The organism is Tomitella biformata AHU 1821, assembly GCF_000524475.1.
Taxonomy (GTDB): domain Bacteria; phylum Actinomycetota; class Actinomycetes; order Mycobacteriales; family Mycobacteriaceae; genus Tomitella; species Tomitella biformata.
Map to the genome: position 1 here is coordinate 36,137 of NZ_BAVQ01000036.1, position 26,290 is coordinate 62,426.

General features: G+C 68.9%; 24 protein-coding genes and 1 tRNA gene. 20 read left to right on the forward strand and 5 right to left on the reverse strand.

Going from position 1 to position 26,290, the window contains the following annotated elements:
* Positions 1-161: 161 nt before the first annotated feature.
* From TBIF_RS12190 to TBIF_RS12220, 7 genes are all read left to right on the forward strand, one after another.
* Complete coding sequence (locus TBIF_RS12190) at positions 162-1,175, forward strand: isopenicillin N synthase family dioxygenase (RefSeq protein WP_024795073.1); 1,014 nt, start codon at positions 162-164, stop codon at positions 1,173-1,175.
* Between the two features lie 53 nt (positions 1,176-1,228).
* On the forward strand, positions 1,229-2,062 hold the full coding sequence (locus TBIF_RS12195; protein WP_024795074.1) for a MetQ/NlpA family ABC transporter substrate-binding protein: 834 nt from the start codon (positions 1,229-1,231) through the stop codon (positions 2,060-2,062).
* Positions 2,062-3,081, forward strand: coding sequence for a methionine ABC transporter ATP-binding protein (locus TBIF_RS12200; RefSeq protein WP_024795075.1), 1,020 nt, complete (start codon positions 2,062-2,064; stop codon positions 3,079-3,081). The genes TBIF_RS12195 and TBIF_RS12200 overlap by 1 nt, the downstream gene beginning before the upstream one ends.
* On the forward strand, positions 3,078-3,746 hold the full coding sequence (locus TBIF_RS12205; protein ID WP_024795076.1) for a methionine ABC transporter permease: 669 nt from the start codon (positions 3,078-3,080) through the stop codon (positions 3,744-3,746). The genes TBIF_RS12200 and TBIF_RS12205 overlap by 4 nt, the downstream gene beginning before the upstream one ends.
* A 328-nt stretch (positions 3,747-4,074) precedes the next feature.
* The gene (locus TBIF_RS12210; RefSeq protein WP_024795077.1) at positions 4,075-4,284 is read left to right on the forward strand and encodes a DUF4244 domain-containing protein; all 210 of its coding nucleotides are present in this window, start codon (positions 4,075-4,077) and stop codon (positions 4,282-4,284) included.
* A gap of 35 nt (positions 4,285-4,319) precedes the next feature.
* Positions 4,320-4,634 carry a TadE family type IV pilus minor pilin gene (locus tag TBIF_RS23555; RefSeq protein ID WP_051461506.1) on the forward strand — a complete coding sequence of 105 codons (315 nt, stop codon included), beginning with the start codon at positions 4,320-4,322 and terminating at the stop codon, positions 4,632-4,634.
* 1 nt (position 4,635) lies between these two features.
* Complete coding sequence (locus tag TBIF_RS12220) at positions 4,636-4,992, forward strand: Rv3654c family TadE-like protein (protein WP_024795078.1); 357 nt, start codon at positions 4,636-4,638, stop codon at positions 4,990-4,992.
* A 19-nt stretch (positions 4,993-5,011) separates the two neighbouring features.
* Here the strand turns inward: TBIF_RS12220 and TBIF_RS12225 are convergent, their stop codons facing one another.
* On the reverse strand, positions 5,012-5,383 hold the full coding sequence (locus tag TBIF_RS12225) for a hypothetical protein (protein WP_024795079.1): 372 nt from the start codon (positions 5,381-5,383) through the stop codon (positions 5,012-5,014).
* Between the two features lie 187 nt (positions 5,384-5,570).
* Here TBIF_RS12225 and TBIF_RS12230 point away from each other — a divergent pair, with 187 nt between their 5' ends.
* On the forward strand, positions 5,571-6,101 hold the full coding sequence (locus TBIF_RS12230) for a GNAT family N-acetyltransferase (protein WP_024795080.1): 531 nt from the start codon (positions 5,571-5,573) through the stop codon (positions 6,099-6,101).
* 76 nt (positions 6,102-6,177) lie between these two features.
* On the opposite strand, the gene TBIF_RS12235 is transcribed toward TBIF_RS12230, so the two are convergent.
* On the reverse strand, positions 6,178-8,499 hold the full coding sequence (locus TBIF_RS12235) for a DEAD/DEAH box helicase (RefSeq protein WP_235174700.1): 2,322 nt from the start codon (positions 8,497-8,499) through the stop codon (positions 6,178-6,180).
* 132 nt (positions 8,500-8,631) lie between these two features.
* Here TBIF_RS12235 and TBIF_RS12240 point away from each other — a divergent pair, with 132 nt between their 5' ends.
* The 3 genes from TBIF_RS12240 (at position 8,632) to TBIF_RS12250 (ending at position 13,350) form a co-directional block, all read left to right on the forward strand.
* Positions 8,632-9,240, forward strand: coding sequence for a hypothetical protein (locus TBIF_RS12240; protein WP_024795082.1), 609 nt, complete (start codon positions 8,632-8,634; stop codon positions 9,238-9,240).
* 138 nt (positions 9,241-9,378) lie between these two features.
* Positions 9,379-12,348, forward strand: coding sequence for a type I DNA topoisomerase (topA, locus tag TBIF_RS12245; protein WP_024795083.1), 2,970 nt, complete (start codon positions 9,379-9,381; stop codon positions 12,346-12,348).
* A 138-nt stretch (positions 12,349-12,486) separates the two neighbouring features.
* Positions 12,487-13,350, forward strand: a complete 864-nt coding sequence (locus TBIF_RS12250) for an alpha/beta hydrolase family protein (RefSeq protein WP_024795084.1) — start codon at positions 12,487-12,489, stop codon at positions 13,348-13,350.
* On the opposite strand, the gene TBIF_RS12255 is transcribed toward TBIF_RS12250, so the two are convergent.
* Complete coding sequence (locus tag TBIF_RS12255; protein WP_084611682.1) at positions 13,331-14,851, reverse strand: adenylate/guanylate cyclase domain-containing protein; 1,521 nt, start codon at positions 14,849-14,851, stop codon at positions 13,331-13,333. The two genes, TBIF_RS12250 and TBIF_RS12255, sit on opposite strands and share 20 nt — an antisense overlap.
* Before the next feature lie 55 nt (positions 14,852-14,906).
* Positions 14,907-16,406, reverse strand: a complete 1,500-nt coding sequence (locus TBIF_RS12260; RefSeq protein WP_038170951.1) for an adenylate/guanylate cyclase domain-containing protein — start codon at positions 16,404-16,406, stop codon at positions 14,907-14,909.
* Positions 16,407-16,498: 92 nt separating this feature from the next.
* Between TBIF_RS12260 and TBIF_RS12265 the strand changes: the two genes are divergently transcribed.
* From TBIF_RS12265 to TBIF_RS12305, 9 genes are all read left to right on the forward strand, one after another.
* The gene (locus TBIF_RS12265) at positions 16,499-17,680 is read left to right on the forward strand and encodes a DNA polymerase III subunit delta' (RefSeq protein WP_024795087.1); all 1,182 of its coding nucleotides are present in this window, start codon (positions 16,499-16,501) and stop codon (positions 17,678-17,680) included.
* Between the two features lie 68 nt (positions 17,681-17,748).
* Positions 17,749-17,824: transfer RNA gene (locus tag TBIF_RS12270), tRNA-Thr, on the forward strand.
* Positions 17,825-18,173: 349 nt separating this feature from the next.
* Positions 18,174-18,371 carry a CsbD family protein gene (locus TBIF_RS12275; protein ID WP_024795088.1) on the forward strand — a complete coding sequence of 66 codons (198 nt, stop codon included), beginning with the start codon at positions 18,174-18,176 and terminating at the stop codon, positions 18,369-18,371.
* 266 nt (positions 18,372-18,637) lie between these two features.
* The gene (locus tag TBIF_RS12280; protein WP_148302253.1) at positions 18,638-20,764 is read left to right on the forward strand and encodes a DUF6541 family protein; all 2,127 of its coding nucleotides are present in this window, start codon (positions 18,638-18,640) and stop codon (positions 20,762-20,764) included.
* A gap of 99 nt (positions 20,765-20,863) precedes the next feature.
* Entirely contained in the window at positions 20,864-21,796 is a 933-nt protein-coding gene (locus TBIF_RS12285; protein ID WP_024795090.1) for an NAD-dependent epimerase/dehydratase family protein, read from the forward strand.
* Positions 21,797-21,804: 8 nt separating this feature from the next.
* On the forward strand, positions 21,805-22,797 hold the full coding sequence (gene rfbB, locus TBIF_RS12290) for a dTDP-glucose 4,6-dehydratase (RefSeq protein WP_024795091.1): 993 nt from the start codon (positions 21,805-21,807) through the stop codon (positions 22,795-22,797).
* On the forward strand, positions 22,794-23,387 hold the full coding sequence (locus tag TBIF_RS12295; RefSeq protein ID WP_024795092.1) for a dTDP-4-dehydrorhamnose 3,5-epimerase family protein: 594 nt from the start codon (positions 22,794-22,796) through the stop codon (positions 23,385-23,387). The genes rfbB and TBIF_RS12295 overlap by 4 nt, the downstream gene beginning before the upstream one ends.
* Entirely contained in the window at positions 23,384-24,253 is an 870-nt protein-coding gene (gene rfbA / locus TBIF_RS12300; RefSeq protein ID WP_024795093.1) for a glucose-1-phosphate thymidylyltransferase RfbA, read from the forward strand. The genes TBIF_RS12295 and rfbA overlap by 4 nt, the downstream gene beginning before the upstream one ends.
* 25 nt (positions 24,254-24,278) lie before the next feature.
* Positions 24,279-25,145 (forward strand): glycosyltransferase family 2 protein, encoded by an 867-nt coding sequence (locus TBIF_RS12305; RefSeq protein ID WP_038171019.1) that lies wholly within the window; start codon positions 24,279-24,281, stop codon positions 25,143-25,145.
* A gap of 166 nt (positions 25,146-25,311) precedes the next feature.
* Here TBIF_RS12305 and TBIF_RS12310 read toward each other — a convergent pair whose 3' ends face one another.
* Positions 25,312-26,259, reverse strand: coding sequence for a type IV toxin-antitoxin system AbiEi family antitoxin domain-containing protein (locus TBIF_RS12310; protein WP_024795095.1), 948 nt, complete (start codon positions 26,257-26,259; stop codon positions 25,312-25,314).
* Between the last annotated feature and the right edge of the window lie 31 nt (positions 26,260-26,290).

Consider the following 26,290-nt stretch of genomic DNA (forward strand, 5'->3'; position numbering starts at 1 on the left):
CGCCACGTGTGTTGTCGCTGCATGCGCGTGAACTGAGACGAGATCCCGCGTGATGGCCCCTCCTGGCCATCCCGCATCCCTGTGCTGATTCTTCCCACCGGGCACCACACCGTCGCAGCATGAGTGGTCCGCCGGTGCCCGTGGGAAAAGGAATCATTGCCATGCCTGCTCAAACCCTCCCGATAATCGATCTGGAGAGCCTCGACTTGGATCTGCTGCGTGCGGTCACGCACGAGATCGGCTTTTTCTACCTCACCGGCCACGGCATCGAGCAGCAGCTCACCAACGACCTCGTCGCTGCGGCCCGTGAGTTCTTCGCGCTGCCCGAGGCCGACAAGCTGGAGATCGAGAACGGCAAATCACCGCATTTCCGGGGCTACACCCGGGTCGGCGGCGAGCGCACCCAGGGGTATATCGACTGGCGCGAGCAGCTCGATATCGGGCCCGAGCGCGCCGCGGTGAAGCCGTTCGACCCGGACCGCCCGTGGGACGTGCTGCACGGGCCGAACCTGTGGCCGGCCGGGGTGCCGCGGCTGCGCGAGCTGGCGCTCGAGTGGTCTTCCCAGGCGCAAACCGCCGGGCTGCGGCTGATCAGCGCGTGGGCGTCCTCGCTCGGCGTCTCGGAAGAATTCTTCGACGCGGCGTTCGCCGATCCCGACCCGCTGCTGAAGATCGCCCGCTACCCGGGCCACGACGGCTCGGTCACCGGCCAGGGGGTGGGCAGCCACAAGGACGTCGGGGCACTGACCCTGCTCTACCCCGAGCCGGGCAGCACCGGGTTCCAGGTGGAGACGGGGGGTGCGGGAGGCGAGATCGCGTGGCTCGACGTCGCGCCGCTGCCCGGCCACCTGGTGGTCAACATCGGCGAGCTCCTTGAAGTCGCCACCGGAGGCTATCTCAAGGCCACCGTGCACCGGGTGCTGCCGCCGCCCGCCGGCTCCGACCGCGTCTCGCTGCCGTTCTTCCTCAACCCCGGCTACGACCACGCCTTGCCCACTGTGTCGCTGTCGCCCGAGCTCGCGGCCGAGGCCGCTGGCGTCGGACCCGACGAGCACGGCGGCGCCTTGCACGCCCAGTACGGGCTCAACGCGCTCAAGTCGCGTCTGCGCGCGCACCCCAACGTGACCGAGCGGTACCACCGCGACCTCCTCGACCTGCCCGCACTCCGCGGCTGACCATTCCCACGCTCTTGTCGGCCACGGCCGACGCCACCGAAAGGACATCTCGAATGTTTTTGCGCCGCACCGCAGTTCTCTCCGCCGCCGCCTTGCTCACGCTGGGCCTGGCCGCCTGCTCCTCGGGCGGTGACGAGAACACGCTGGTGGTCTCCGCGTCCAGCACCCCGCACGTGGAGATCCTCGAGCACATCGCCGCGTCTGGCGCCCTGGGCGACGTGAAGTTGGACATCAAGCCCGTCACCGGCGAGATCGACCCCAATGAGCTGCTCGTCGCCGGCGACGTGGAGGCCAACTACTTCCAGCACGCCCCCTACCTGGCGGACTGGCAGAAGCAGAAGGGCGTCGACGACCTGGTCGCCGTCGCCGACGTGCACCTCGAGCCGATGGGCCTGTATTCCGAGAAGGTCTCCGCGGTCGACGAGATCGCCGACGGCTCGACCATCGCGCTGCCCAAGGACACCACCAACTTCTCCCGCGGGCTGTACCTGCTCGAGTCGGCCGGCCTGATTCAGATGGACGTGCCGTTCGCCGAGGCGGACCTGTCGATCGTGACGCAGAAGAACATCAAGGAGAACCCGAAGAACCTCAACTTCATCGAGGTCGAGCGCTCGCAGATCGCGCGCAACCTCGGCGACCCGCAGATCACCGCCGCCGTCATCAACTCCAACTATGCGATCGAGGCCGGCCTGATCCCGGCGGACGACGCGCTGCTGTCGGAGACCGTCGTCGGCAACCCGTTCGCGAACCTGCTCGTCGTCCGCGCCGCCGACGAGAACTCCCCGGCAGTCGAGGCGCTCGCCGACGCTCTCGTCTCCCCGGAGACCGCCGCCTGGATCCAAGAGAACTACTCCGGCTCCGTCGTCCCGGTGCACGCGGCTAGCTGATGATTTTCGTCGAGAACCTGGTAAAGACCTTCCCCGCCGCAGGCGGGGCAGGGGAAGTCTCAGCCCTGCGCGGGATCGACCTCCAGATCGCCGAGGGCGAGATATTCGGCATCGTCGGCCCGTCCGGCTCGGGCAAGTCGACGCTGCTGCGGTGCCTGAACCTGCTCGAGCAGCCCACCTCCGGCCGGATCGCGCTGCGCGGCGATGACCTCTCGCAGCTCGCCGGCGCCAGCCTGCGTGGCGCACGCAGGCGTATTGGCACGGTGTTCCAGCAGTTCAACCTGCTGCACGCGCGGACGGTGCGGGCCAACGTCGAGTTCCCGCTCGAGCTCGCGGGCCTGGACCGGGTGCAGCGACGGGCCCGGGCTGATGAGCTCATCGCGTTGGTGGGCCTGACTGGCAAGGAGAAGGCGTTCCCGTCGCAACTCTCCGGCGGTCAGCAACAGCGCGTCGGTATCGCCCGAGCGCTGGCGTCGGAGCCGGACGTGCTGCTGTGCGATGAGGCGACCAGCGCGCTCGATCCCGACACCACCGATCAGGTCCTCGACCTGCTCGTCGAGCTCAACCGCACGCTCGGCGTCACGGTCGTGCTCATTACCCATGAGCTGGGCGTGCTGCGGCGCATCTGCACCGCTGCCGCCCGGCTTGAGGACGGCCGGGTCGCCGAGACGGGGCGGATCCTGGACCTGGTGGCCGACCCCGGCTCGGCGCTGGGCGCGGCGATCGTCCCGGTCGGGGACGACCCGTCCGGCGGCGACCGCGCGGATACCGCGCTGGTCACGACGATCGGGGCCGAGGCACACGGGCCGTGGCTCGCGCAGCTTGTGCGCACGCTGGACGCCGATGTCGCCGTCGTCGGCGGCCGGGTCGAGCAGGTGGCGGGCGTGACCGTCGGCCGCCTGCGGCTGCGCTTCGGTCCGGATGTGGACCGCGCTGCCGTCGACGCGTTCGTCGCCGCGCAACCGAACGTCACCCTCGCCTGGGGCGCTGACATCGAGATTGAGGGACTGCTCGAATGAAGAAACTGTCCTGGTACGACTCGCTGCCCGAGGTATGGGACGCGACGCTCGAAACCCTGTACATGGTGGCGATCGCATTTTTGCTCACCGTGCTTGGCGGGATCCTGCTCGGGGTGGTGCTGCATGTCACCTCGGCGAAGGGCCTGTGGCCGCAGCGGGCCATCAACATGGTGCTTGGCACTATCGTCAACGTCTTCCGGTCGCTGCCGTTCCTGATCCTCATGATCGCGCTGATCGGGGTGACCAGGTGGATCGTCGGCACGGCGATCGGCCCGACCGCGGCCATCGTGCCGCTGACAATCGGCGCGATCCCGTTCTACGCGCGGGTGGTCGAGGCCGCGCTGCGCGAGGTTCCGGTCGGCCGCGTCGAGGCCGGTCAAGCCATGGGCGCCACCAACGGTCAGCTCGTCCGCAAGGTGCTGCTGCCGGAGTCGGCATCGGCGTTGGTGGCGGGCGCGACGTTGACCGTGGTGCTGCTGGTCGGGTACTCCGCGATGGCCGGGGTCATCGGGGGTGGCGGCCTGGGCGACTTCGCGATCGTCTATGGCTACCAGCGGTTCAACACGCCGGTGCTGTTGGTCTCGGTCGTCGTGCTGATCGTCATGGTGCAGATCTTCCAGTCGATCGGCGATGGCATCGTTCGAGCTCTGGCCCACCGCCGCTAGGCGCGCGGATTTGGCTCCACACCGCCGCCCCATGCTCTGAGAGTGGGGCGGCGGTGCAGGTTCTGAGGGTTATCCACAAGCACTCGCGAATTCACAGGCGACCGGTTTCTCGGGGTGCCCGGTTGCGGTGATGGGGCACTGTGGAGCCATGGCGATCGAGGGGAACCGGCAAGGCGCAGAGCCGAGTCGCGTCGCCGTCCGGCCGCGGGGGTGGGGCCGGTCAAGGGCCCAGCTACCCGACGGGGACGTGCTGTGAGCGCCGGCGATGTCCGCCGCGGATTGGCCGCGGTGGGAGAAGAGAAGGGGGCGGGCCATGGGGACGATTGGCATGGGCGCGATTGGCACGGGGATCAGGAGGACGCAGGCGCGGATCACGTTGGCCGCGCTGGAGGACGACGGCATGTCCACCGCAGAATATGCGATCGGGACTATTGCGGCCGCGGCTTTCGGCGCCATCCTGTACACCGTTGTGACCGGCGACAACATCGTCAGCGCATTGACGGGCATTATCGATCGGGCGCTGAGCACCAGCGTCTGAGCAGTCGGTCCGGTGGCCTTGCGGGGGACGCCGGCATGGCGACGGTGGAGGCCGCGCTCGCGTTGGCGGCGCTGATCGTCGTGGTGGTGAGCTGCGTGGGGGCGATCCTCGCGGTGGGGCAGCAGGTGCAGTGCGTCGACGCTGCCCGCGAGGCCGCGAGGCTCGCCGCCCGCGGGGATACTGCGTGGGCCGAGGAGGTCGCCGGCCGCGTCGCCCCCGCGGGGGCGAGCATCACTGTGCGGGTCGACGGCGATACCGCGACCGCGACCGTGCGGGCCCAGAGCGCGCTGCTGCCGCTGGTGTCCTTCGGTGCGACGGCGGTCGCCGCGATGGAACCGGAGGTCGGCTGAGATGGGTGACGACCGGGGCGCGGGGACGGTCTTCGCCGCGTTCGCGCTGCTGGCGCTGCTGCTGCTCGCGGCCGCGGGAATTGAGATCGGTGGGGCGGTGACGGCGCGGCACCGGGCGCAATCGGCGGCGGACTTCGCGGCGCTGGCGGCCGCGGGCGAGGTGGCGCTGGGCGGGGAGGGCTGCGCAGCGGCGCTGCGGCTCGCCGACCGCAATGGGGGCGAGCTCTCGAGCTGCGTCGTCGAGGGGGCGGATGTCGTGGTGCGGGTGACGGTGGCGCTGCCGCTCGGCCTGCCACTGGGCTCGGTGGGGCTGGGGCCGGCGGTCGCGGCAGCGCGGGCGGGGCCGGTCTACGAGTGAGCCGCCACCAGTGCCCGGGTCACCAGATGGACTCGGCCAGGAAGGGCTCGCCGTACATACCGGAGTCCTGCAGCCACACGCCGATTTGACCGTTGGGGTGCGAGGCCGCCTCGGCGACGAACTGCTCGCCGGTCACGGGAGTCCAGCCGCCGGTGTGCCAGATCGAGTCGTGGGGCAGGCGGACTCGCCAGTTGTCCCCGAACGCGACGTTGATGAGCGCGCCAGCGCGGAGCTGGTCGGCGAGCACCGTCTCGTCGTGGGTGAGGGTGGCGCCGACATAGCCGGTGCCGCTCCAGGGCGTGATCGCGGCGGCACTGCCGGCGCCGATCGCCAGGCTGGCCCCCAGTGCCGCGGTCCCCGCCGCAATGGCTGTGATGCGATTGACTCTCATGTGTTCCCCTGTCCGCGCTGAGTGTTGTCGACGCCGTGGCAGGGCGCCCGGCAACCCAGATGGACGTCAGTGTAGAACCACAGATGTTTCAGTATGGACCGGGGTTGTCGTTAACTTGTCGCACTCCTGGGCGGCTGTCTATCAGTGGAGGCGGGTGAAGGGTGGGGTCTCGGACTATCCTGTAGAGGTGATTCGCACGGCTCGTCTATGGGAGATCCTTCGGCTGCAGGAGATTGAGGTGGCGGCGGGGGAGCCATTTCGTGAATTGGGGATGCTCAGCGTCGCCGACGACGACCCGCCATCATCGGAGTGCCTCATGGAGGCCATCGAGCGAGAGATGTGCTGGGTGTATGAGACGCGGACGGCAGGCGTCGTCGCGTACTTGGCGGCGATCGGCCTGGACGCGAGCCTGCACATCGAGCAGGTTTCGGTGGATCCGGCGTTCGCGCGTCTGCGCTATGGCGCCCGGCTCATTGAGCACGCCGAGCAGGACGCCGCGGCCCGGGGCTATCCGCTGCTGACGCTCACCACCTTCACCGAGGTGCCCTGGAACGCACCCTACTATTCGAGCCTGGGCTTTCGAGAGCACCTCAACCAGGAGCTCGAGGAGGTCCTCAGCCACGAGGACAGTTTTGACGCGGAGGACTGGCCGCGGATTGGGATGGCACGTGAGGTCTCGGCGGCGCATAGGGTGCTGGCGGCATCGGGCACGGCCTAGCGAGCTGGCTTTGCTCCTGCGTAGCTGCACAATCAACACCTGTCGAGAGGTCCAGCACCGGTCTAGAGGCTGCGACCTAGCGGGTGATCTCGCCGAGCACCGCGCCCAGCAGTGCGATGGCTCCGGACTTGCTCAGCGGGTCGTTGCCATTGCCGCACTTGGGCGATTGCACGCAGGACGGGCAGCCGTGTCTACAACCGCAGGAGCGCACGGCCTCGCGGGTGGCGGTGAGCCAGTGCTTGAGGTCGCGGTGTCCTTGCTCGGCGAAGCCTGCCCCGCCGCGGTGGCCGTCATAGACGAACACGGTGGGCAACCCGGTGTCCTGGTGCAGGGCGGTGGAGACGCCGCCGATGTCGCTGCGGTCGCACGTGGCGATCAGCGGCAGCAGGCCGATGGCGGCGTGCTCGGCGGCGTGCAGGGCCCCGGGCCAGTCGGCCTCCTCGAGCCCGGCGCGGGCGAGAAGCTCGGGTGTGACGGTGTACATCACGGCACGGGTGTCGAGCGTGTCCGGCGGCATGTCCAGCTCGATCTGGTCGAGGATCTCGCCGGTGAGCAGCTTGCGCAGGTAGCCGACGACCTGGTGGGTGACCTCCACGGACACGGACGCGATGGTGACCTCGCCAAGCGTGACGGACTCGTGGGTGTCGGTGATGACGATGTCGGTGATCTCGCGGGCGCTGGTGGTCCAGTCGGGGTTCTCGGCGTGCACGAGGGCGACGCCGTGGTTTAGGTCCAGCTCGTCGACGACGAACGTGTCGCCGCGGTGGATGTGCACGGCCCCGGGGTGGATGGTGGCCGGCGCGCGAAGCGAGTCGACGGTGCCGAGCATCCGCCCGGTGTCCGCCTCGACGATCGCGATCTGCATGCCGCCGGAGCCGCGGATGTCCACCTCGGAGTGCGGGTGGGTGCCGGCGGTGATGAACCAGCCATTGGGCCGGCGGCGGATTTTTCCCTGTACGGCCAGCACGGCCAGCACCTCCGCACCGCCGAACTCCTGGACCTCGGCGTCGGTGAGCGATAGTTCCATTGCCGCGCACAGCAGTTGGGGGCCGAGGATGTAGGGGTTCGACGGGTCGGTGATGGTGGCCTCGACGGGCTTGCCGAGGATCGCCTCTGGGTGGTGCACCAGGTAGGTGTCGAGGGGGTCGTCGTGGGCGATGAGCACCACGAGGGAGCCCTCGCCGCGGCGGCCCGCGCGACCAGCTTGCTGCCAGAACGACGCGACCGTGCCCGGGTAGCCGGCGACGACGACGGCGTCGAGGCCCGCGATGTCCACGCCGAGCTCGAGCGCGTTGGTGGTCGCTGCGCCAAGGAGGGTGCCGTCGGCCAGGTCGGCCTCGAGGGCGCGGCGGTCCTCCGCCAAATACCCTGCGCGGTAGGCGGTCACGCGTCGGGCAAGGTCCGGGTCCACCTCCTCGAGCAGACGGGCGGCGCCCATGGCGGTGAGCTCCGCGCCGCGCCGAGACCGGACGAAGGTCAGGGTGCGGGCGCCCTCGATGACGAGGTCGGCCATGATCCGCGCGGCCTCGGAGCCGGCGGCGCGCCGCACTGGGGCCCCGTTCTCGCCGGTGAGCTCGGGCAGCAGCGGCGGCTCCCACAGGGCGACGGTGCGGGGCCCGTGCGGCGAGGAGTCCTCGGTGACGGCCACAACGTCCGCGCCGATCAGCCGGCTCGCCGCGGCCGCGGGATCGGAGGTGGTGGCGCTGGCCAGGATGAACACGGGATTGGCGCCGTAGCGGGCGCAGATGCGGCGCAGACGACGGATGACGAGGGCCACGTTGGAGCCGAAAACGCCGCGGTAGGAATGGCATTCGTCGATCACCACATAGCGGAGCCGGCGCAGGAAGGGCCCCCAGCGCCGGTGGCCGGCGAGGATGCCCAGGTGCAGCATATCGGGGTTGGTGAACACCCAGCGCGAGTTGGCCCGCACCCAGTCCCGGATGTCGGTGGGGGTGTCGCCGTCAAACGAGGCGGCGCCAACGCTGGCGAGCTCGGGGGTGTCGCGGCACAGCTCGGCGACGGAGCGGAGCTGGTCCGCGCCCAGGGCCTTCGTCGGCGCGATATATAGCGCGCTGGCGAGGGGGTCGGCGGCCATCTCGGTGAGGATCGGCAGGTGGTAGCCGAGGGACTTGCCGGAGGCGGTGCCGGTGGAGACCACTACGTGCCGGCCGCCAAAAGCGTGCTCGGCGACCTGCGTCTGGTGCAGCCACGGCCGCTCGATGCCGCGCTCGACCATGGCGGCGATGACGGCGGGGTTGGACCAGGCCGGCCAGTCGGCGAAGACGGCGTCGCGCCGGGGCAGCTCGGCGGTGTGCGTGAGAACGTGTTTGGCCTCGGCGGCCGGAGTGCCCGCGAGGATATGCGCCAGCAGCGACTGCCCGAACGAGGCCTGAGTCACGCCCGTGGCCTCCTGTGGTCTGTGGCGGATCGATTCCAATGTGCCAGCCTATGGGAGGCGTCCCGGCTGTGGGCCGGGCCGGTCGCCGCGCGGCGAGTCCGGGGCGACCCTGCGTGCCTTAGTCTTTCCCTTGTGCACCAGCTCTCCTTTTTCGCGGCCGAGTCCGAGCCGCCGGAGCCCGCGGACCTCTCGGGACTACTCGCGGGGCCCGGCCAATGCGTGCTGTCCGGGGAGCGGGCGCGCATTTCGGTCGTTGTCGAGGACTTGTGGCGCGCGGAGGCGATCGCCGAGCTAATGGCGGAGTGTGCGCTTCCCGGCCGCCGCCTCGACACCGAGATCGGCCGCTCCGAGGAGGGCCGGCCCCTCGTGCGCACCGAACTCGCGCCGGAGCTGTCGGCACTGAGCCGGTCCTGGGTCAAAGGGGCCGCGAAAACCGTGCCCGACGGCTGGACCCCCAGCTCTCGCGCGCAGCGTGCGTGGGCGTTGGCGGCGGGACGCGGCAGCATCGACAACAGCGAGGACGGGCACTACCTGCTGGGTTTGGACCCGCACGCGCCCGACACGCACCAGCCGCTGGCCGGCGCGCTGGCCCGGGTGGGCATCGCCGCCGTGCTGATCGGACCGCGGGGAGGCGGGCCGGCGCTGCGGATCACGGGGCATCGGCGCCTGGCCCGGTTGGCCGAGAATATCGGCGAGCCGCCGTCGGGTGCGACGGCCGTCGGGGCCTGGCCGGTGGGCTGAAGTGTCGCTGCGCAGGGGACCTCATGATGGAATATGCGAGGCTGGTGTAACCATGATCTGGCAACCTATGGCTAACTTGGTTGTGTCGCGCGGCTGTTGAAGCCGGCAAAAACGTTGAAAGAAAGGTGCGGTCCACAGGTGGCGAGCACTAAGGGTTCCAAGAGCAGTGGCGACGCGATCCGTCGTCTCGTGATCGTCGAGTCCCCGGCAAAGGCCCGGACGATCGGCTCCTACCTGGGCCCGAACTATGTAGTGGAGTCCTCTCGCGGGCACATCCGCGACTTGCCCCGCGGCGCCGCCGACGTCCCCGCCAAATATAAGGGCGAGCCGTGGGCGCGCCTGGGCGTGAACGTGGACAAGGGCTTCGAGGCTCTGTACGTGGTGAGCCCCGACAAGAAGTCGACGGTCTCCGAGCTCAAGGCTCTGCTCAAGGACGTCGACGAGCTCTACCTCGCAACAGATGGGGACCGCGAGGGGGAAGCCATCGCGTGGCATCTGCTCGAGGCGCTCAAGCCGAAGGTGCCCGTGCGCCGGATGGTGTTCCACGAGATCACCAAGCCTGCCATCCTTGCGGCCGTCGAAAACCCTCGTGACCTGGACATCGACCTGGTGGACGCGCAGGAGACCCGACGCATCCTCGACCGGCTGTACGGCTACGAGGTCAGCCCGGTGCTGTGGAAGAAGGTCATGCCGAAGCTCTCGGCGGGCCGCGTGCAGTCCGTTGCCACCCGCATCATCGTCAAGCGCGAGCGCGAGCGCATGGCGTTCACGTCCGCTGGCTACTGGGACATCGCCGCGGTGCTCGACGCCGGCGCCGACACCAGCCCCCGCAGCTTCGGCTCCAAGCTGCTCTCGGTTGCTGGCAAACGCGTTGCCACCGGCCGCGATTTCGGGCAGGACGGCCAGCTCACGAAGGACACCTCGGTCCTCATCGACGAGGCCTACGCACGGGCGCTGACGGAGGCGCTGCGCGGCCAGGCACTCACCGTCACCTCCGTCGAGGAGAAGCCGTACACGCGCAAGCCCTATGCGCCGTTCATGACGTCGACGCTGCAGCAGGAGGCCAGCCGCAAGCTGCGTTTCTCCGCGGAGCGCACGATGCGCATCGCCCAGCGGCTGTATGAGAACGGCCACATCACCTATATGCGTACCGACTCCACGACTCTGTCGGAGTCCGCGATCCACGCCGCGCGTCAGCAGGCAGGGGAGCTGTACGGCCCCGACCACGTGCACCCGACGCCGCGCCAGTTCACCCGCAAGGTCAAGAACGCGCAGGAGGCGCACGAGGCGATCCGCCCCGCCGGCGAGACGTTCAAGACCCCCGGCCAGCTGCACGGCGCGATCGATGGCGACGAGTTCCGCCTGTACGAGCTGATCTGGCAGCGCACCGTCGCCTCCCAGATGGCCGACGCGAAGGGCGTCACGCTCAGCCTGCGCATCGCCGGCACGGCGACCTCCGGCGAGGAGTGCGTGTTCAGCTCCTCGGGCCGGACCATCACGTTCGCCGGCTTCCTCAAGGCCTACGTCGAGACGGTCGACTCGGAGTCCGGCGGCGAGGCCGACGATGCCGAGCGCCGCCTGCCGTACCTCAAGGAGGGCCAGTCCGTCACCGCCACCGAGCTGACGCCGGAGGGCCACGTGACCTCGCCGCCGTCGCGCTACTCGGAGGCCAGCCTGGTCAAGCAGCTCGAGGACCTGGGCATCGGCCGACCGTCCACGTACGCGTCGATCATCAAGACCATCCAGGACCGCGGCTATGTCTATAAGAAGGGCAGCGCGCTGGTCCCCGCGTGGGTCGCCTTCGCCGTGACCGGTCTGTTGGAGACGCACTTCGGCCGCCTGGTGGACTTCGACTTCACCGCGTCCATGGAGGACGAGCTCGATGGCATCGCGCAGGGCACCGAGAGCCGCACCCACTGGCTGACGGGCTTCTACTTCGGCGACGAGACCGACGCGCCCGACACGCTGTCCGGCTCTGGCGGGCTCAAGAAGATGGTCGGCGTCAACCTCGAGGGCATCGACGCGCGCGAGGTCAACTCCATCCACGTCTTCGACGACGCTGAGGGCCGCGCCGTGTTCGTCCGCGTCGGCCGCTACGGCCCATACCTGGAGCGGACGATTGTGGGCGAGGACGGCGAGCCGACGTCGCAGCGCGCCAACCTCACCGACTCGATCACCCCCGACGAGCTGACCCTCGAGGTCGCCGAGAAGCTGTTCTCGACGCCCCAGGAGGGTCGTCAGCTGGGTGTGGACCCCGCCACCGGGCACCGAATCGTCGCCAAGGAGGGCCGCTTCGGCCCGTACGTGACAGAGATTTTGCCTGAGCCCTCAACGCCTGAGCCGCCTGCCGAGCCTGCGGCCGCTGTCGTGGAGCCGGAGCCCGAGCCGGATCCGCTGCCCGCAGCGGGAGCGGCCGAGCCCGCCAAAAAGGCCGCCGCGAAGAAGACAGCGGCCAAGAAGGCGCCTGCGAAGAAGGCCGCTGCCAAGAAGAAGGCCGACGGACCGAAGCCGCGCACCGGCTCGCTGCTCAAGTCGATGAACCTCGAGACCATCACCCTTGAGGAGGCGCTGACGCTACTGTCGCTGCCGCGCCTGGTGGGCGCCGATCCGGAGTCCGGCGAGGAGATCACCGCGCAGAACGGCCGCTACGGCCCGTACCTGAAGAAGGGCACGGACTCGCGCTCGCTGGCCAGCGAGGACCAGATGTTCACGATCACCCTCGACGAGGCGCTGAAGATCTACTCCGAGCCGAAGCGTCGGGGCCGTGCCGCCGCGACGCCGCCGCTGCGCGAGATGGGCATCGACCCGGCGACCGAGAAGCAGATGGTGATTAAGGACGGCCGCTTCGGCCCGTACGTCACCGACGGCGAGTCGAACGCCAGCCTGCGCAAGGGTGACGATGTCGCGACGCTCACGGATGACCGTGCCGCGGAGCTGCTCGCCGAGCGACGCCTGAAGGCGCCGGTGAAGAAGGCCGCGAAGAAGACGGCGGCCAAGAAGGCGCCTGCCAAGGAGGCCGCCGCCAAGAAGGCCCCAGCGAAGAAGGCGGCGGCCAAGAAGACACCGGCTAAGAAGGTCGCGGCGAAGAAGGCCGCCGACTCGGAGTAGCCCCCTACTCGATGTGAATCCGCCGTCGCTTCCTGTGGTCGCCCCCGTTGCAACGGGAGCGAACGCCGGAAGCGACGGCGAATCGTTATTGACTGTCAGGTACGTGGAGGGAACGTTCAGATGTCGGCTTCGGGTCGAATGTCCTGGATCGCAGCGGCGATGGTCGCGCTTGTGGCGAGCGCGCTCCTGTCGTGCAGCGCCAGCGAGTCGTCTGCGGATGATGCGGCGCTGGTCTCGAAGGTCACCTATGGCGATGATCCCGCCAACTATGGGATGTTGCACGTGCCCGCCGGCCTTGGCCCCTTTCCCGTCGTGGTCATGGTGCACGGCGGCGGTTGGATCCAGGAGCATGACCTGAGCTACTTCGAGCCGCTCTCGCAGGCGCTCGCGGCGGAGGGGGTGGCGGTGTGGAATATCGAGTATCGCCGGGTGGGAGGCGCGGGCGGTTGGCCCGTGACCCTTGCCGACGCGGACGATGCGACCGACGCGCTCACCGGAGTGGTGCAGGTCGCTGCGAATGGGCGGCTGGACCTGGGCCGGGTGGTGGTCGCCGGACATTCGGCGGGTGGGCACCTGGCGGCGTGGATCGTGGGGCGGCACACGCTGCCGGCAGACGCTCCGGGCGGACAGCCCACGGTATTGGCGAAATCGGCGGTGGTGATGGCGGGGGTGTTCGATCCGGCGCTCGCAGTGCTCAACGGGCATGACAAGTTTGTGCGTGATCTGATCGGCGGCCCGCCGTCGGAGTATCCCGCGCGCTATGCGGTGGCGGCTCCCATCGCGCATTTACCGATCGGCACGAAGGTGATCGCGATGCATGGCACCGCCGACACCACGGTGGATCCGGTGCAGTCGTCCTCGTATGTTCAGGCGGCGCAGGAGTTTGGCGATCCCGCGGAGCTAGTGCTGATCGACGGTGCGGGGCACGGGGATTTCGGCAACGTCGACTCCGACGCGTGGCGAGAGGCCAAACGGGTGATCCTCAATGAGGCGTGGGGGTGAGACCCGCCGGGCGGGCCAGCCGGGTGGGGGCGGTGCGGCCGCGCAGGGTCACGGATTCGCCGAGGACCCAATGCGCCTGCTCGGCGGGATCGGCCAGCGCGAGGACGGTCTCGGAGGCGAGGGTGACGCCGGGCTCGTCCTTCGCGAGTTCGGTGAGGCGGGCGGCCTCGTTCACCGGCGTGCCGATCACGGTGTATTCGAAGCGGTCCGCCGAGCCCACGTGTCCGGCGATGGCCGGGCCGGCCGAGATGCCGATACCGGCACCGGCTGGACCGACAATCTGGACCAGTAGCGGATGCAATTCCCGCGCCGCGGCTAGGGCGGCAGTGCAGGAATTTCCTCGGGGGACGGGCACGCCGAACACTGCGAGGGTGGCGTCGCCCTGGAATTTGTTGACGAAGCCGCCGTGTTTGTCGACGACGGTGATGACTGCCTCGAAGAACCGGTTGAGCAGGCGCACCACGTCCTGGGGGCTCGAGGAGTCCGTGATGGTGGTGGAGCCGACGAGATCCACGAACAGCACCGCGACCTGCCGCTCCTCCCCGCCGAGGTTGGTGCCGTGCTGGAGCGCCTGGCGGGCGACGTCCTCGCCAACGTAGCGGCCGAAGAGGTCCTGCATCCGCTGCTGCTCGGCGAGGCTGCGGGTCATCGCGTTGAAGCCGACCTGGAGCTGGCCGAGCTCGGAGGTGTCGTACACCGTCACCTGCGCGCCTAGATCGCCGCGCTGGACCCGCTGGACGGCCTGCTGCAGCGAGTCGACGGGATCGCCGATGGCGCCGGAGGCCAGCCAGGTTGCGATCGCGCCGAAGGCCAGGGCCGCGACGGAAAGGGAGATGATCGCGGGCCGGATATCGGCCGGCTGGCCCACATTGCCGGCGATGCCGATGTCCGCCGCGACCAGGAGGATGCCGAGGATCGGCAGGGCCGTGCCCAGTACCCACGCGGTGATGATGCGCGTGCGGACGGTGGGGGTGTAGACACGGGCGAGCACGGCGCCGTCGAGCACCTGGATGGTGATGGGACGCAGGATCCGTTCGGCTTCGAAATAGGTGAGGGTGGAGCTGGCGACGCCGCCGAGCAGCACGCAGAGCAAGGTCACCGCGCCTAGACCGGGGGACTCGTTCGCGGCGCGGACGACCACGACCGCCGCCGCAATCGTCCACACGCTGGCGGTCAGCAGCGTTTGGCGGATTGGCAGGCTGACGATGCGGCTACGAACATGCTCGGGATGTCGCGCCGACTGTTGGCCGGGGTTCTCACGCTGCCAACGCGCGACCGGCTCGACCAGCCACAAGGTGCCCGCCATCAGCGCCACCGCCGCGATGACAACGACGGCCACGAATACCTCTGCGGAGCGAGTGGCCAGCTCGTTGACGGCCGAGGAGAGCGCGAAGCGCATCAGCAGGTAGATGAAGATCGCGCCTGCCACGTTGGACAGCGCGGTGCCGGAGATTAGCGCGGCCCACACAGCCCTGTTCCGGAAGGGCACAGTCAGACGCATGGGCTAAAACTATCGTGCCGGGCGGGCGAGCCGGCCGGTACGCCACATATCTGTCCTAACAGGTGGGGCGGCCGAGCCGGGTCTCCGCGCGTCGGCCCCTGAGCAAGACCGTCTCGCCGAGGACCCAGTGGCTGGGCTCCGGGGCCCGGGCGTCCTCGACGGCACGGGCCGAGGCGAGGACGGCGCCGGGCTCATTCTTCGCCAGCTCGGTCAGGCGGGCGGCCTCGTTCACGGGGTCGCCGATGACGGTGAACTCGAATCGCGCGGCAGCCCCGACGTGCCCGGCGATGGCGATGCCGGCGGAGACCCCGATGCCGAACTCGCCCTCGCCCACCACGATGTCGAGGCGGTGGCGTAGCTCGCGGGCCGCGGCCAGAGCGGCCCCGGGGGCGTCCGGATGTTCCAGGGGCGCGCCGAAGATGGCGAGGGCAGCGTCGCCCTGGAACTTGTTGACGAAGCCCCCGTGGTGGTTGACGGTCTCGACGATCTCGCGGAAGAACTCGTTGAGCAGTATCACCACGACCTCGGGCCCGACGGTGGCGGCGAGCCGGGTCGATCCGATGAGGTCGACGAACAGCACCGCCACATAGCGCTCGGCGCCGCCCAGTTCGGTCCCGTGGGCGAGGGCCCGGCGTGCGACGTCCTCGCCGACGTAGCGGCCGAAGAGGTCGCGCAGACGCTGGCGCTCCTCAAGCCCGGTGAGCAGACTGTTGAAGCCGGCCTGGAGGAGGCCGATCTCGCCGCCGTCGTAGATGGTCACCTGGGTGTTGAGATCGCCGCCCTGGACCTTGCGCTGGGCCTCGCGAAGCTGGCGGATGGGGTCGCCGATAGTGCTGCCGATCAGAGTGAACGAGATGGCGCCGACGACGAGGGTGATGACACAGACGGCGAGGACGACGTCGAGCACCCTCTCGGAGTCGCTCGGCAGGATGCCCAGGGACAGCCCGGCGACCATCAAGGCGGTGCCGAAGATGGGGATGCCGGTGCAGGTGACCCAGGTCAGCAGAATGCGGCCCGAGACGCCGGGCGCGTTGGTCTGCTCCATGACGCCGTAGCTGAGGGCCTCGGCCGCGACGGGGCGCAGGATCCGCTCGGCCTGCAGATAGCCGAACGCGCTGGTGGTGATCGCGCCGAGCGCGCCGGCCACGGCGATGGTCAGGGCCCCGCCACCGAGGGTGTTGACGTTGATCAGTGTGATGAGCGCGACGCCGACCGACCACAGCGCCAGGTGCAGGATTGCGTGGTATATCGGGATGCGCAGTGCCCGGCGCCGCACCTTGTGGGCATTCCCAACCTTGTCCCGCTGCCAGCGGAGCACCGGGAAGACAAGGTAGATGCCGCCGATCCCGCCGATCACGAGGGCGAACGCCAGGTAGCCGAAGAACAGGCCAGCGGTGGCGGGGGTGAAGCTGCTGGGGATGGTGATGGGGCTGTCGGGGATGAGCATCTTCATGCACACGAATAGGGCGAGCGCGCCGACGATGTTCGCGAGCAACATGGTGAAGGCATAGATCGGCCAGCGCGTTCCGAGCAGCCAGCGAGCCAATTTCCACATGCGACGCACGGATGTAACCGTAGTCGGCCCGAGCCTGCGGCGGCACTGTCCGCGCAGACTGCTGTCGGGGGTTACGACTACGCTCGCTGGTTATGACGGGTGTATTCGATCGGCTCGTGGGCCAGGCGGCGGTGGAAGCGGAGTTGACTGCCGCTGCGGAATCGGCGCGCTCGGGCGCGCCGGGGATGACGCACTCGTGGCTGTTCACGGGTCCGCCGGGCTCCGGCCGGTCCGTGGCGGCCTTGTGCTTCGCGGCCGCGCTGCAGTGCGAGTCGCCAGGCGTGCCGGGCTGCGGGCAGTGCCAGGCGTGCACGACGACGATGGCGGGGACCCACGGGGACGTGCGGCGCGTGGTGCCCGAGGGCCTGAGCATCAGTGTGAAGGAGATGCGCGAGATTGTCGGGATCGCGAGCAGGCGCCCCAGCACGGGCAATTGGCTCGTGGTCGTGGTCGAGGATGCGGACCGGCTCACCGAGGGCGCGTCGAACGCCCTGCTCAAGGTCGTGGAGGAGCCGCCAGCGCGGACCGTGTTCTTGCTGTGTGCCCCGTCCACCGACCCGGAGGATGTGTCGGTGACCATCCGCTCCCGCTGCCGGCACGTGGGCCTGACCACGCCCACCGCGGAGGCTATCGCGCAGGTGCTCCGGGAGACGGACGGGCTCGACGAGGAGTCGGCACACTGGGCCGCATCCGTCGGCGGCGGGCACGTGGGCCGGGCTCGGTGGCTGGCGAAGGACGCGGATGCCCGTGCCCGGCGGCTCAAGGCGCTGCAGATCCCCCTGGCCGTGCTGCGCCCCGCGGGCGGCTATGGGGCTGCTGCTGACCTCATCACGGCCGCCGCGGAGGAGGCCAAGCTGGCCAATGCCGACCGCAACGAGCAGGAGACCGAGGAGATGCGCACCGCGCTGGGGGCTGGCGGCACCGGCAAGGGCTCGGGGGGCGCGCTGCGCGGCTCGGCGGGGGTGCTGAAGGATCTTGAGCGGCGGCAGAAGTCACGGCTGACCCGCTCGCAGCGCGACGCCCTGGACCGGGCGCTGATCGACGTGGCGGGGCTCTATCGGGACGCGTTGGCGATCCGGCTGGGGGCCTCCGTGCCGGCGTTGCACCCCGACGTGGAGGACCGCGCCCGCCAGTTGGCGGAGCATGCGCGGCCGGAGGGGTTGCTCCGGGCGGTCGAGTCGGTGATGGAATGCCGCGAGGCGTTGGCAGGCAACGTGAAACCGCAGGTCGCGGTCGATGCGATGGTCGCGGGACTCGAGGCGGCGACCCGATAGTTGGCGCCGATTTTCCTTCTGGCAGGCAAGTCGCTAAACTTCCATTCGCTCGGCCACAAGCCGAGTTCGCCGCCTTAGCTCAGTCGGTAGAGCGTCTCACTCGTAATGAGAAGGTCGACGGTTCGATTCCGTCAGGCGGCTCCATAAGGTCCGGCCCCTCCAGTAAGAGGGGCCGGACTTTTTTGCGAAAATATTGGCGTTAAGTCGTTCAATATTAAATTCGCACTATCGTCCGATACCTGTTAGCGTTGTGTCCAGCGGCGGTCGGTGCCTACCCCCCCTGGTGCGCGCCGCTTTTGGCTCTGTCGGCCACCCCCCCGGCCGCAGAGTTACTTCCCGCCCCGCACTCCACCCCCCCCCGGAGAGCGGGGCGGGCCCCTTTTTGTCGAGCGCCGGTTGCGCCGGATCGTCTACCTTCTCGCGCTGCAAGGTTTCAAGAGTGGTGGCACCATGGTGGGCGGCAACCGCCAATGGATAACTAGGAGGTCGAACGATGGGTATCGCAGACAAGTTCTCCAACAAGGCCGAAGACCTCGGCGGACGCGCGAAAGAGGCGGCCGGCGCCGCCGCTGGCGACGACGACCTGAAGGCCGAAGGCAAGGCTGACCAGGCTTCCTCCGCAGTCAAGGACGGCGTTGAGAAGGTCAAGGACAAGGCCAACGAGATCGCAGACAAGCTGACCGGCAAGTAGCGCAAAGACGTTCAGCCGCAGCGTAGAAGCTGCAATCGGGCCCGCTCGCAGAGTGCTGCGAGCGGGCCTTTGGCGACTGTCGTCCTGAATGCAGGTAGAGGACGCACGTCTACCTAGCCGGGTGTCGGTAACACGAGCCGGTAACACGGGCACTGCGCGTGGCGATGGCGAGTGTCGCCACGGTGGCCTGTTTAATGGGGCAGGACCATCAGGTGACGTGTCCGCTAGAGCGCGGCAGTCCTAGGCATCGGGAGGATTTGGCCGCAGTGCACACAATAATCTTGGCGGGGACGGTGGTTCTCCTCGCTGTGGTGCCGGGTCTGATCGTCGGCTATCTGGCCCGCATGCCGTGGCATCTGGCGCTCGGCTTCGCGGTGCCGGTGACCTACGGGATGGTTGCCGTCGGCACTTACCTCACGGGTGTGGTCACTGTGCCGTGGAATCTGGCGACGGCGGCGGGCACGCTGCTTGTCTTTATGGCCTTGGCGGTGCTGTACCGCGTAGTGCTGGCCCGCTATGGCAAGCGGGACGATGCGGCGGTGGCCGAGCAGTCGAGCAGCCCGTCGCAGTTGCCTGATTGGCCGTGGCTGGCCGTCCCCGGCGTGGGCGTTGTCGTCGGCTTCGGCACGATCTTGTACATCCTGGCGGACAGTCTCCTCAAGGCCGTGGACGGTGTGAACAACGTCCCCAGCGGCTGGGACTCGCACTGGCACGGCAGCGTGATGACGTTCATCGACGAGACCGGCATCGCCAGCGCGGTGCAACTGGGCCGGCTGATGAACGTCGAGACCCACGGCGCGCTCTACTACCCCGACGCGTGGCATGCCTTGAACGCGCTGCTCATCCCGCTGACAGGCTCGACGACCGTGCAGGTGTTCAACATCTCCTCGATCGTCACGGTGGCGCTGGTGATCCCGCTCTCGGTGGGCGCGCTGGCCTGGCGCATCGTCCGCGACCGGATGGCGCCGGCCCCGGCGGCCTTGTCCGCGGGTATCGCGGCGGGGATCAGCGGCATGTTCCCCGCGCTGCCGTATGTGGAGATCGGCGTCGGCGCGGTGCCGTTCGCGATCGGCGTCGGGCTTGCGGGTCTGGTCGCGGTGCTCGTGATGGCGGTGCCCGGCGCGCCGTCGCGAATCCCGTTGGCCGCGCTGGGCCTGATCGGCCTGGCCGCGATCCACCCCTCGGGAGCGCTGGTCGCGGGCATGATGGTGGGCGCCTGGTGGCTCCTCGACGTGCTGATCCGGCCCCGGCGGGGCCGGCTGCTGGACCTGGGCAGCCTGGCCGCGGTGGGGATCCTGACGGCGATCGTGTTGGCGCCGCAGATCCTGGGAGTGCTCGGTGAGGTCGAGGAGATCGAGAGCTTCGACTTCGTCCAGCCGATCCCGCGGATGGAGGCGTTCGGCCACGTGATCTCGCAGCAGGGGTGGGACCTGGGCACGCATTCGACGCCCTGGGTGCTGCTTGCCCTGGGGCTGCTGGGTGCTGTCATCCTGCTGGCGCTGCGCAGTTGGTGGTGGCTGGCGATGTGGGGCGGCCTGGTGCTGCTTGCGACGAACTCGATGGTCCCGTTCGGCGAGCCGTGGGCCGACCTGCTGTTCAAGTTCAGCAACTCCTTCTACAACGATGCCCGACGGCTCGGCTACCCCCAGGCCGTCCTGATGATCACGGTCGCCGGCTGCGCGCTGGGCATGGTGCTCTGGTTCGCGTTCCAGGGCTTCAAGAAGCTGGACTCCGTGCCGCAGAAGGTGCGGGCCGGGGGACTGGCCGCAGTGGTCTTGTTCATCTTCGGCGCGGCGATCTGGCAGGTCCCCGAGCTGTCGACCAAAATGCAGCCGATGCTCCACATGGACCGCACGGACCGGATGGTCTCGGCGGGCGATCGGGAGGCGTTCGCGTTCCTGGCGGAGCAGCCGGACGCGATGACTACGACGATCTTCAACGATCCCGCGACGGGCACCGGCTGGGCGTACTCGCTCAACGGCCTGCACATGGCGTTCAATCACTACTTCTGGCCGGCCCACGTGGGGACGCGGCAATGGGACGTGTGGGTGAATCTGCGCGATCTCGGCAATCCGGCCGAACCGGAGCGGAGCGACCTGGCGGAGAAAGCGCTGCGGGATCTCGACGTGAAGTACGTGATCATGAGCTCACCGGTGTTCTGGCACTTCCAGGAGGTGGCACCAGGTCTGCGGGAGCTGGATCAGACGCCCGGCCTGACCGAGATCTACAACAACGGCGAGACGCAGATCTACCGCGTCGAGACGTGGCGGCCCGCAGCCCCGGGCGAGGTGCGTGTGGGCTGGGCGCCGTTCGATGATCGGGAGGGCATCACCTCCGACTATGAACGCCCAGAGCTGCAGCCCGGATGGGTTCCGCCCGAGGGCACCGGATAGCACCTTCTCTGTTTGACGCGGCTGGCACGCACGTGTGACGGTATTCCAGGACTATTGGGCTCAAGCTAGGTGCCGCGAGGCAGAGGAGGAACCGCAGCGATGCGTGCAATCGTGACGGGCGGGGCCGGATTCATCGGCTCCACACTGGTGGATCGACTGCTGGAGGACGGCCACAGCGTCACCGCCGTCGATAACCTCAGCCGCGGCCGGGCCGCCAACCTGCAGAAGGCCCGAGAGAACGCGAACTACCGCTTCGTCCACGCGGACCTGGTGACGGCGGACCTCGACGACATCGTCGCCGAGTGCAAGCCGGACGTGATCTTTCACCTCGCCGCGCAGATCGATGTCCGCGCGAGCGTCGTCAACCCTGCTGCCGACGCGTCGGTCAACGTCATTGGCACGGTCCGCCTCGCCGAGGCCGCCCGCTTGGCTGGGGTGCGCAAGGTCGTGTTCACCTCCTCTGGCGGCTCCATTTACGGCTCGCCCACTCAGTTCCCGGTCACCGAGCAGGTCCCGGTGAACCCGATGTCGCCGTATGCCGCGGGCAAGGTGGCGGGGGAGATCTACCTCAACACCTTCCGCCAGCTCTACGGCCTCGAGTGCACGCACATCGCGCCGGCCAACGTGTACGGCCCGCGGCAGGACCCGCACGGGGAGGCGGGCGTCGTCGCGATCTTCGCCCAGGCGCTGCTGCACGACCAGCGGACGAAGCTGTTCGGCGACGGCGGCAACACCCGCGACTACGTGTTCGTCGACGACGTCGTCTCGGCGTTCGTCGCCGCGGCCGGCACGTTCGGCAACGGCCAACGCTTCAACATCGGCACCGGTGTCGAGACCAGCGACCGCGAGCTGCACAGCATGGTCGCCCAGGCCGCCGACGCCCCTGACACACCAGCACTGCTGCCTGCCCGCCTCGGCGACGTGCGCCGCTCGGCGCTGGACCCGGCGCTGGCCGGCGAGGTCCTCGGCTGGGCGCCGAAGATCGATATCGAAGACGGCATCCGCCGCACCGTCGAATACTTTCGGAGCTGAGGAGAGCCATGCGTTTGCTCGTGACCGGCGGCGCGGGGTTCATCGGCGCCAACTTTGTGCGTCAAACCCTGCAGACCAGGCCCGACGCGCGAATCACCGTCTTGGACAAGCTCACCTACGCGGGCAATAGGGCCTCGCTCGAGGGCCTCGACGTCGATCTGGTCGTGGGCGATGTGGCCGACGCGGCGCTGGTGGACAAGCTGGTCAGCGGTGCCGACACCGTCGTGCATTTCGCTGCGGAATCGCACAACGATAATTCGCTGCATGATCCGTCGCCGTTCATCCAGACGAACCTCGTCGGCACGTTCGCGCTGTTGGAGGCCGTCCGCAAGCACGGTGTCCGCCTGCACCACGTGTCCACCGACGAGGTGTACGGGGACCTGGAGCTGGACGATCCCGCGAAGTTCACCGAGCAGACGCCGTACAACCCGTCGAGCCCGTACTCGGCCACCAAGGCTGGCTCCGACCTGTTGGTGCGGGCGTGGGCGCGCTCGTTCGGCGTGCGCGCGACGCTGTCGAACTGCTCCAACAACTACGGGCCCTACCAGCACATCGAGAAGTTCATCCCGCGGCAGATCACCAACCTGCTCACTGGCCGTCGCCCCGCCCTCTACGGCGCGGGGCTGAACGTGCGGGACTGGATCCACGTGGACGACCACAACACCGGCGTGTGGGCGGTGCTCGACGCCGGCGAGCTCGGCCGCACCTACCTCATCGGCGCGGACGGCGAGCTGGACAACCTCACCGTCATGCGGATGATCCTCGAGCAGATGGGCCATGGGCCCGACGAGTTCGACCACGTCACCGACCGTGCGGGACACGACCTGCGCTACGCCATCGACGCCGCCCCGCTGCGCGCGGAGCTGGGCTGGGCGCCGGACTACGGCGACTTCGCCGCGGGCCTGGCCGCCACCATCGACTGGTACCGCGACAACACCGCGTGGTGGGCGGCCGACAAGGAACGCGTCGAGGCTCGTTACGCAGAGCAGGGGCAGGCATGAAGATCCAAGAACTGGCCATCGCCGGAGCCTGGGAGTTCACCCCCCGTCAGCACGGCGACGACCGCGGGCTGTTCCTGGAGTGGTTCAAGGGCCCGGAGTTCGCGGCGGCTGTCGGGCATGAGCTCGAGCTGGCGCAGGCGAACTGCTCCGTCTCGCACGCGGGCGCGCTGCGCGGCATCCACTTCGCCGACACGCCCCCGGGCCAGGCGAAATACATCACCTGCGTGCGCGGGGCGGTGCTCGACATCATCGTCGACGTCCGCGTTGGCTCGCCCACCTTCGGCCAGGTCGAGACCGTGCGTCTCGACGAGGTCGACCGCAAGGCCGTCTACCTCTCGGAGGGCCTGGGGCATGGATTCCTGGCGCTCGAGGACAACGCGACGGTCATGTACCTGTGCTCCACCGGCTACAACCCCGGCGCCGAGCATGGTGTGAACCCGCTGAGCCTGGGCGTCAACTGGGGCGAGGCCGAGGGGCTGACTCCCGTGTTGTCCGACAAGGACGCGGCCGCGCCGAGCCTCGCCGACGCCGCCTGGATGGGCATCCTGCCGAACTACGACGCGGTGCAGACCTACCTGGAGGGCAAATGAAGGGGATCATCCTGGCGGGGGGCTCCGGCACGCGGCTGCACCCCATCACGCAGGGGATCAGCAAGCAGCTGGTGCCCGTCTATGACAAGCCGATGGTCTACTACCCGCTGAGCACGCTGATGCTCGCGGGGATCAGAGACATCCTCGTCATCACGACCCCCGTGGACGCGCCGCAATTCCAGCGGCTGCTGGGCGACGGCTCCCAATTCGGCATCTCGATCACCTATAAGGAGCAGCCGGAGCCGAACGGGCTGGCGCAGGCGTTCGTGCTCGGCGCGGACCACATCGGGGACGACTCCGTCGCACTTGTGTTGGGCGACAACATCTTCTACGGCCCCGGACTGGGGGCGACGCTGCGCCGCTTCGACGAGGTCGACGGCGGCGCGGTGTTCGCCTACTGGGTGGCCGACCCGTCCGCCTACGGCGTCATCGAGTTCGACGCCGACGGCCGTGCGATCTCCCTCGAGGAGAAGCCCGCCGCGCCGCGCTCGAACTACGCGGTGCCCGGGCTGTACTTCTACGACAACGACGTGGTCGAGATTGCGCGCGGTTTGGCGCCCTCCGCGCGGGGCGAGTACGAGATCACCGACATCAACCGCCACTACCTCGAGGCGGGCAAGCTCTCGGTCGAGGTGCTGCCGCGGGGCACCGCCTGGCTGGACACCGGCACCTTCGACTCCATGCTGGAGGCCGGGAACTACGTGCGCACCATCGAGAAGCGGCAGGGCCTGAAGATCGGCGCCCCCGAGGAGGTGGCGTGGCGGCAGGGCTTCCTCGACGACGCGCAGCTCGCGGAGCGCGGCCAGTCGCTGCTCAAGTCCGGCTACGGGGCCTACCTGCTGGAGGTGCTCGAGCGTGGCCGCTGATCCTGTGCGCGCGGAATTTGACGTGATGCTGCCCTATTACGGGGACGTCGAGCTGATGAAGCAGGCCGTGCGCAGCGTCCTCGCCCAGCGCAACCCCGACTGGCGGCTGGTGGTGGTCGACGACTGCTACCCCGACCCCGAGGCCGGCCGCTGGCTCGCCGAGCTCGCCGACCCGCGCGTGGAGTACCTGCGCAACGAGTCCCAGCTGGGGGTCAACGGGAACTTCCGCCGCTGCGTCGAGCTGGTGCGCGCGCCCTACTTCCAGATGCTCGGCGGCGACGATGTGCTCGAGCCGAACTACGTCGACGTGGTCCTGGCCGTATTTGCCCAGCACCCCGACGCGGCCGTCGTCTCGCCGGGTGTGCACGTGATCGACGACAGTGGCGCGGTGGTGCGCCCGCTCGGCGACCGCATCAAGTCCATGCTCGCGCCGTCCGCCGAGAAGTCGACAGTGCTGGTGGGGGAGACCCTCGCCGTGGGCCTGCTGCACGGCAACTGGACCTACTTCCCGTCGCTGGCGTGGCGCACCGAGGTGGTGGCCCCCATCAGCTTCCGGCCGGGACTCGAGGTGGCCCTGGACCTGGCGCTGCTGCTGGACCTCGCCCGCGCCGGCGGCGTCCTCGTGCTCGCCCCGGAGGTGGCGTTCCGCTACCGCCGCCACACCGAGTCCGTGTCATCTGTGCGAGCGGTGGACGGGCGGCGCTTCGACGAGGAGCGCGACTTCTTCGCAGAGGAGGCCGCGGCGTTCTCGGCGCACGGTTGGCCCCGCGCGGCACGTGCGGCGCGCGGTCACCTCACATCCCGTTTGAACGCGATCGTCACCATTCCCGCGGCGCTCGCCGGACGGCAGTGGCCGGCGGCTCGCCGGCTCGTGCGGCACGCGCTGGGGTGATCCCCGTCTCCAGCTGAGCGGGACCGGCGCCGCTGGACGATTTAGGCATATGCCGCTTGTGGCCGCGGCACTTTGCGTCCGTTCCTTGGCCATGCGCACCCTGCAGCCTGCGCACGGCCATAGACGGGACGCAAGGCTGCGGTGCCGGTCAATGGCCGCGTGCGGATCAGGTTGTGCGCGGGCCGCCCCGCCATTTGTGCGCACGCCGGAAGGCCTCGGCGATTCGGCTGCGGAGCACCAGTGGACGGCTAAGGTCTGCCCACACCCAGCGGACCACAACCAATCCGGTGTCGCGAATGCGGTCTTCACGGATCTTTTCCCGGTAGAGAACGTCGCTCGCGTCTTGGCCCGGCTTAGGGTACTTGCCGTACTTGACTTTGCCGTCGAACTCGCCGACCACGGCCGTGCCGGGGAAATCGAAGTCGACACGGCCCAGGCTCTCGCCGCCGGAGCCGAAGACCCGACGTTGCAACGACGGGGTGGGCAGTCCCACCTCCCGGATCAGCAGGCGGCTGAGGGACTCCCCAACGCTCTCGCTGCGGCCGTCCATCAGTGTGAGCGCATGCCGGGCCTTCGCGGCTCCATGGCGGCCGGTGGCCGTGGCGACAGATGCGGCCAGGTCGCCGACGGCAAGCCCGAGGCGCAATGCGTGATCGCCCGTGGACACCGCAGAGTGCAGGCTGAGGGTTCTGGCTAGATCGGTGATGGTCCTCGCCGGCGAGGTGACGCGTAAGCCATCGATCTCGACTATCTCCGCGGGTTCCAGGGCCGTCGGGTGGTGGTGCACATTTGGCCCGCGTCTTCCGGGCCGGGCCCCTGTACGCGTCACGTGGACGGCCTGCAGCGGCGCGTTCCAGACGTCAAATCCGTGCAGCACCGCGGCCGAGATATGGCTGAACACAGCCGTCTCACCGTGCCGGTGAGCTGCGGCGACGACCCGCGCCCGGTGTTTGTCGACGACGTCGAGCTCTCGGTACTCAGGCTCTGGCAGATAACTGCCGCGGGCGATATGGACGAGATTGTTCTGGTGGCAGTCGCGGCGCAGATCTGTGTCCGTGATGCCCGCCAGTATGGCGTCGCGCCGGTGCAGCAATGGTGGTTTCCGTGATCCCATGGACATAAGTGTGCATAGGCAGACGCTCGCT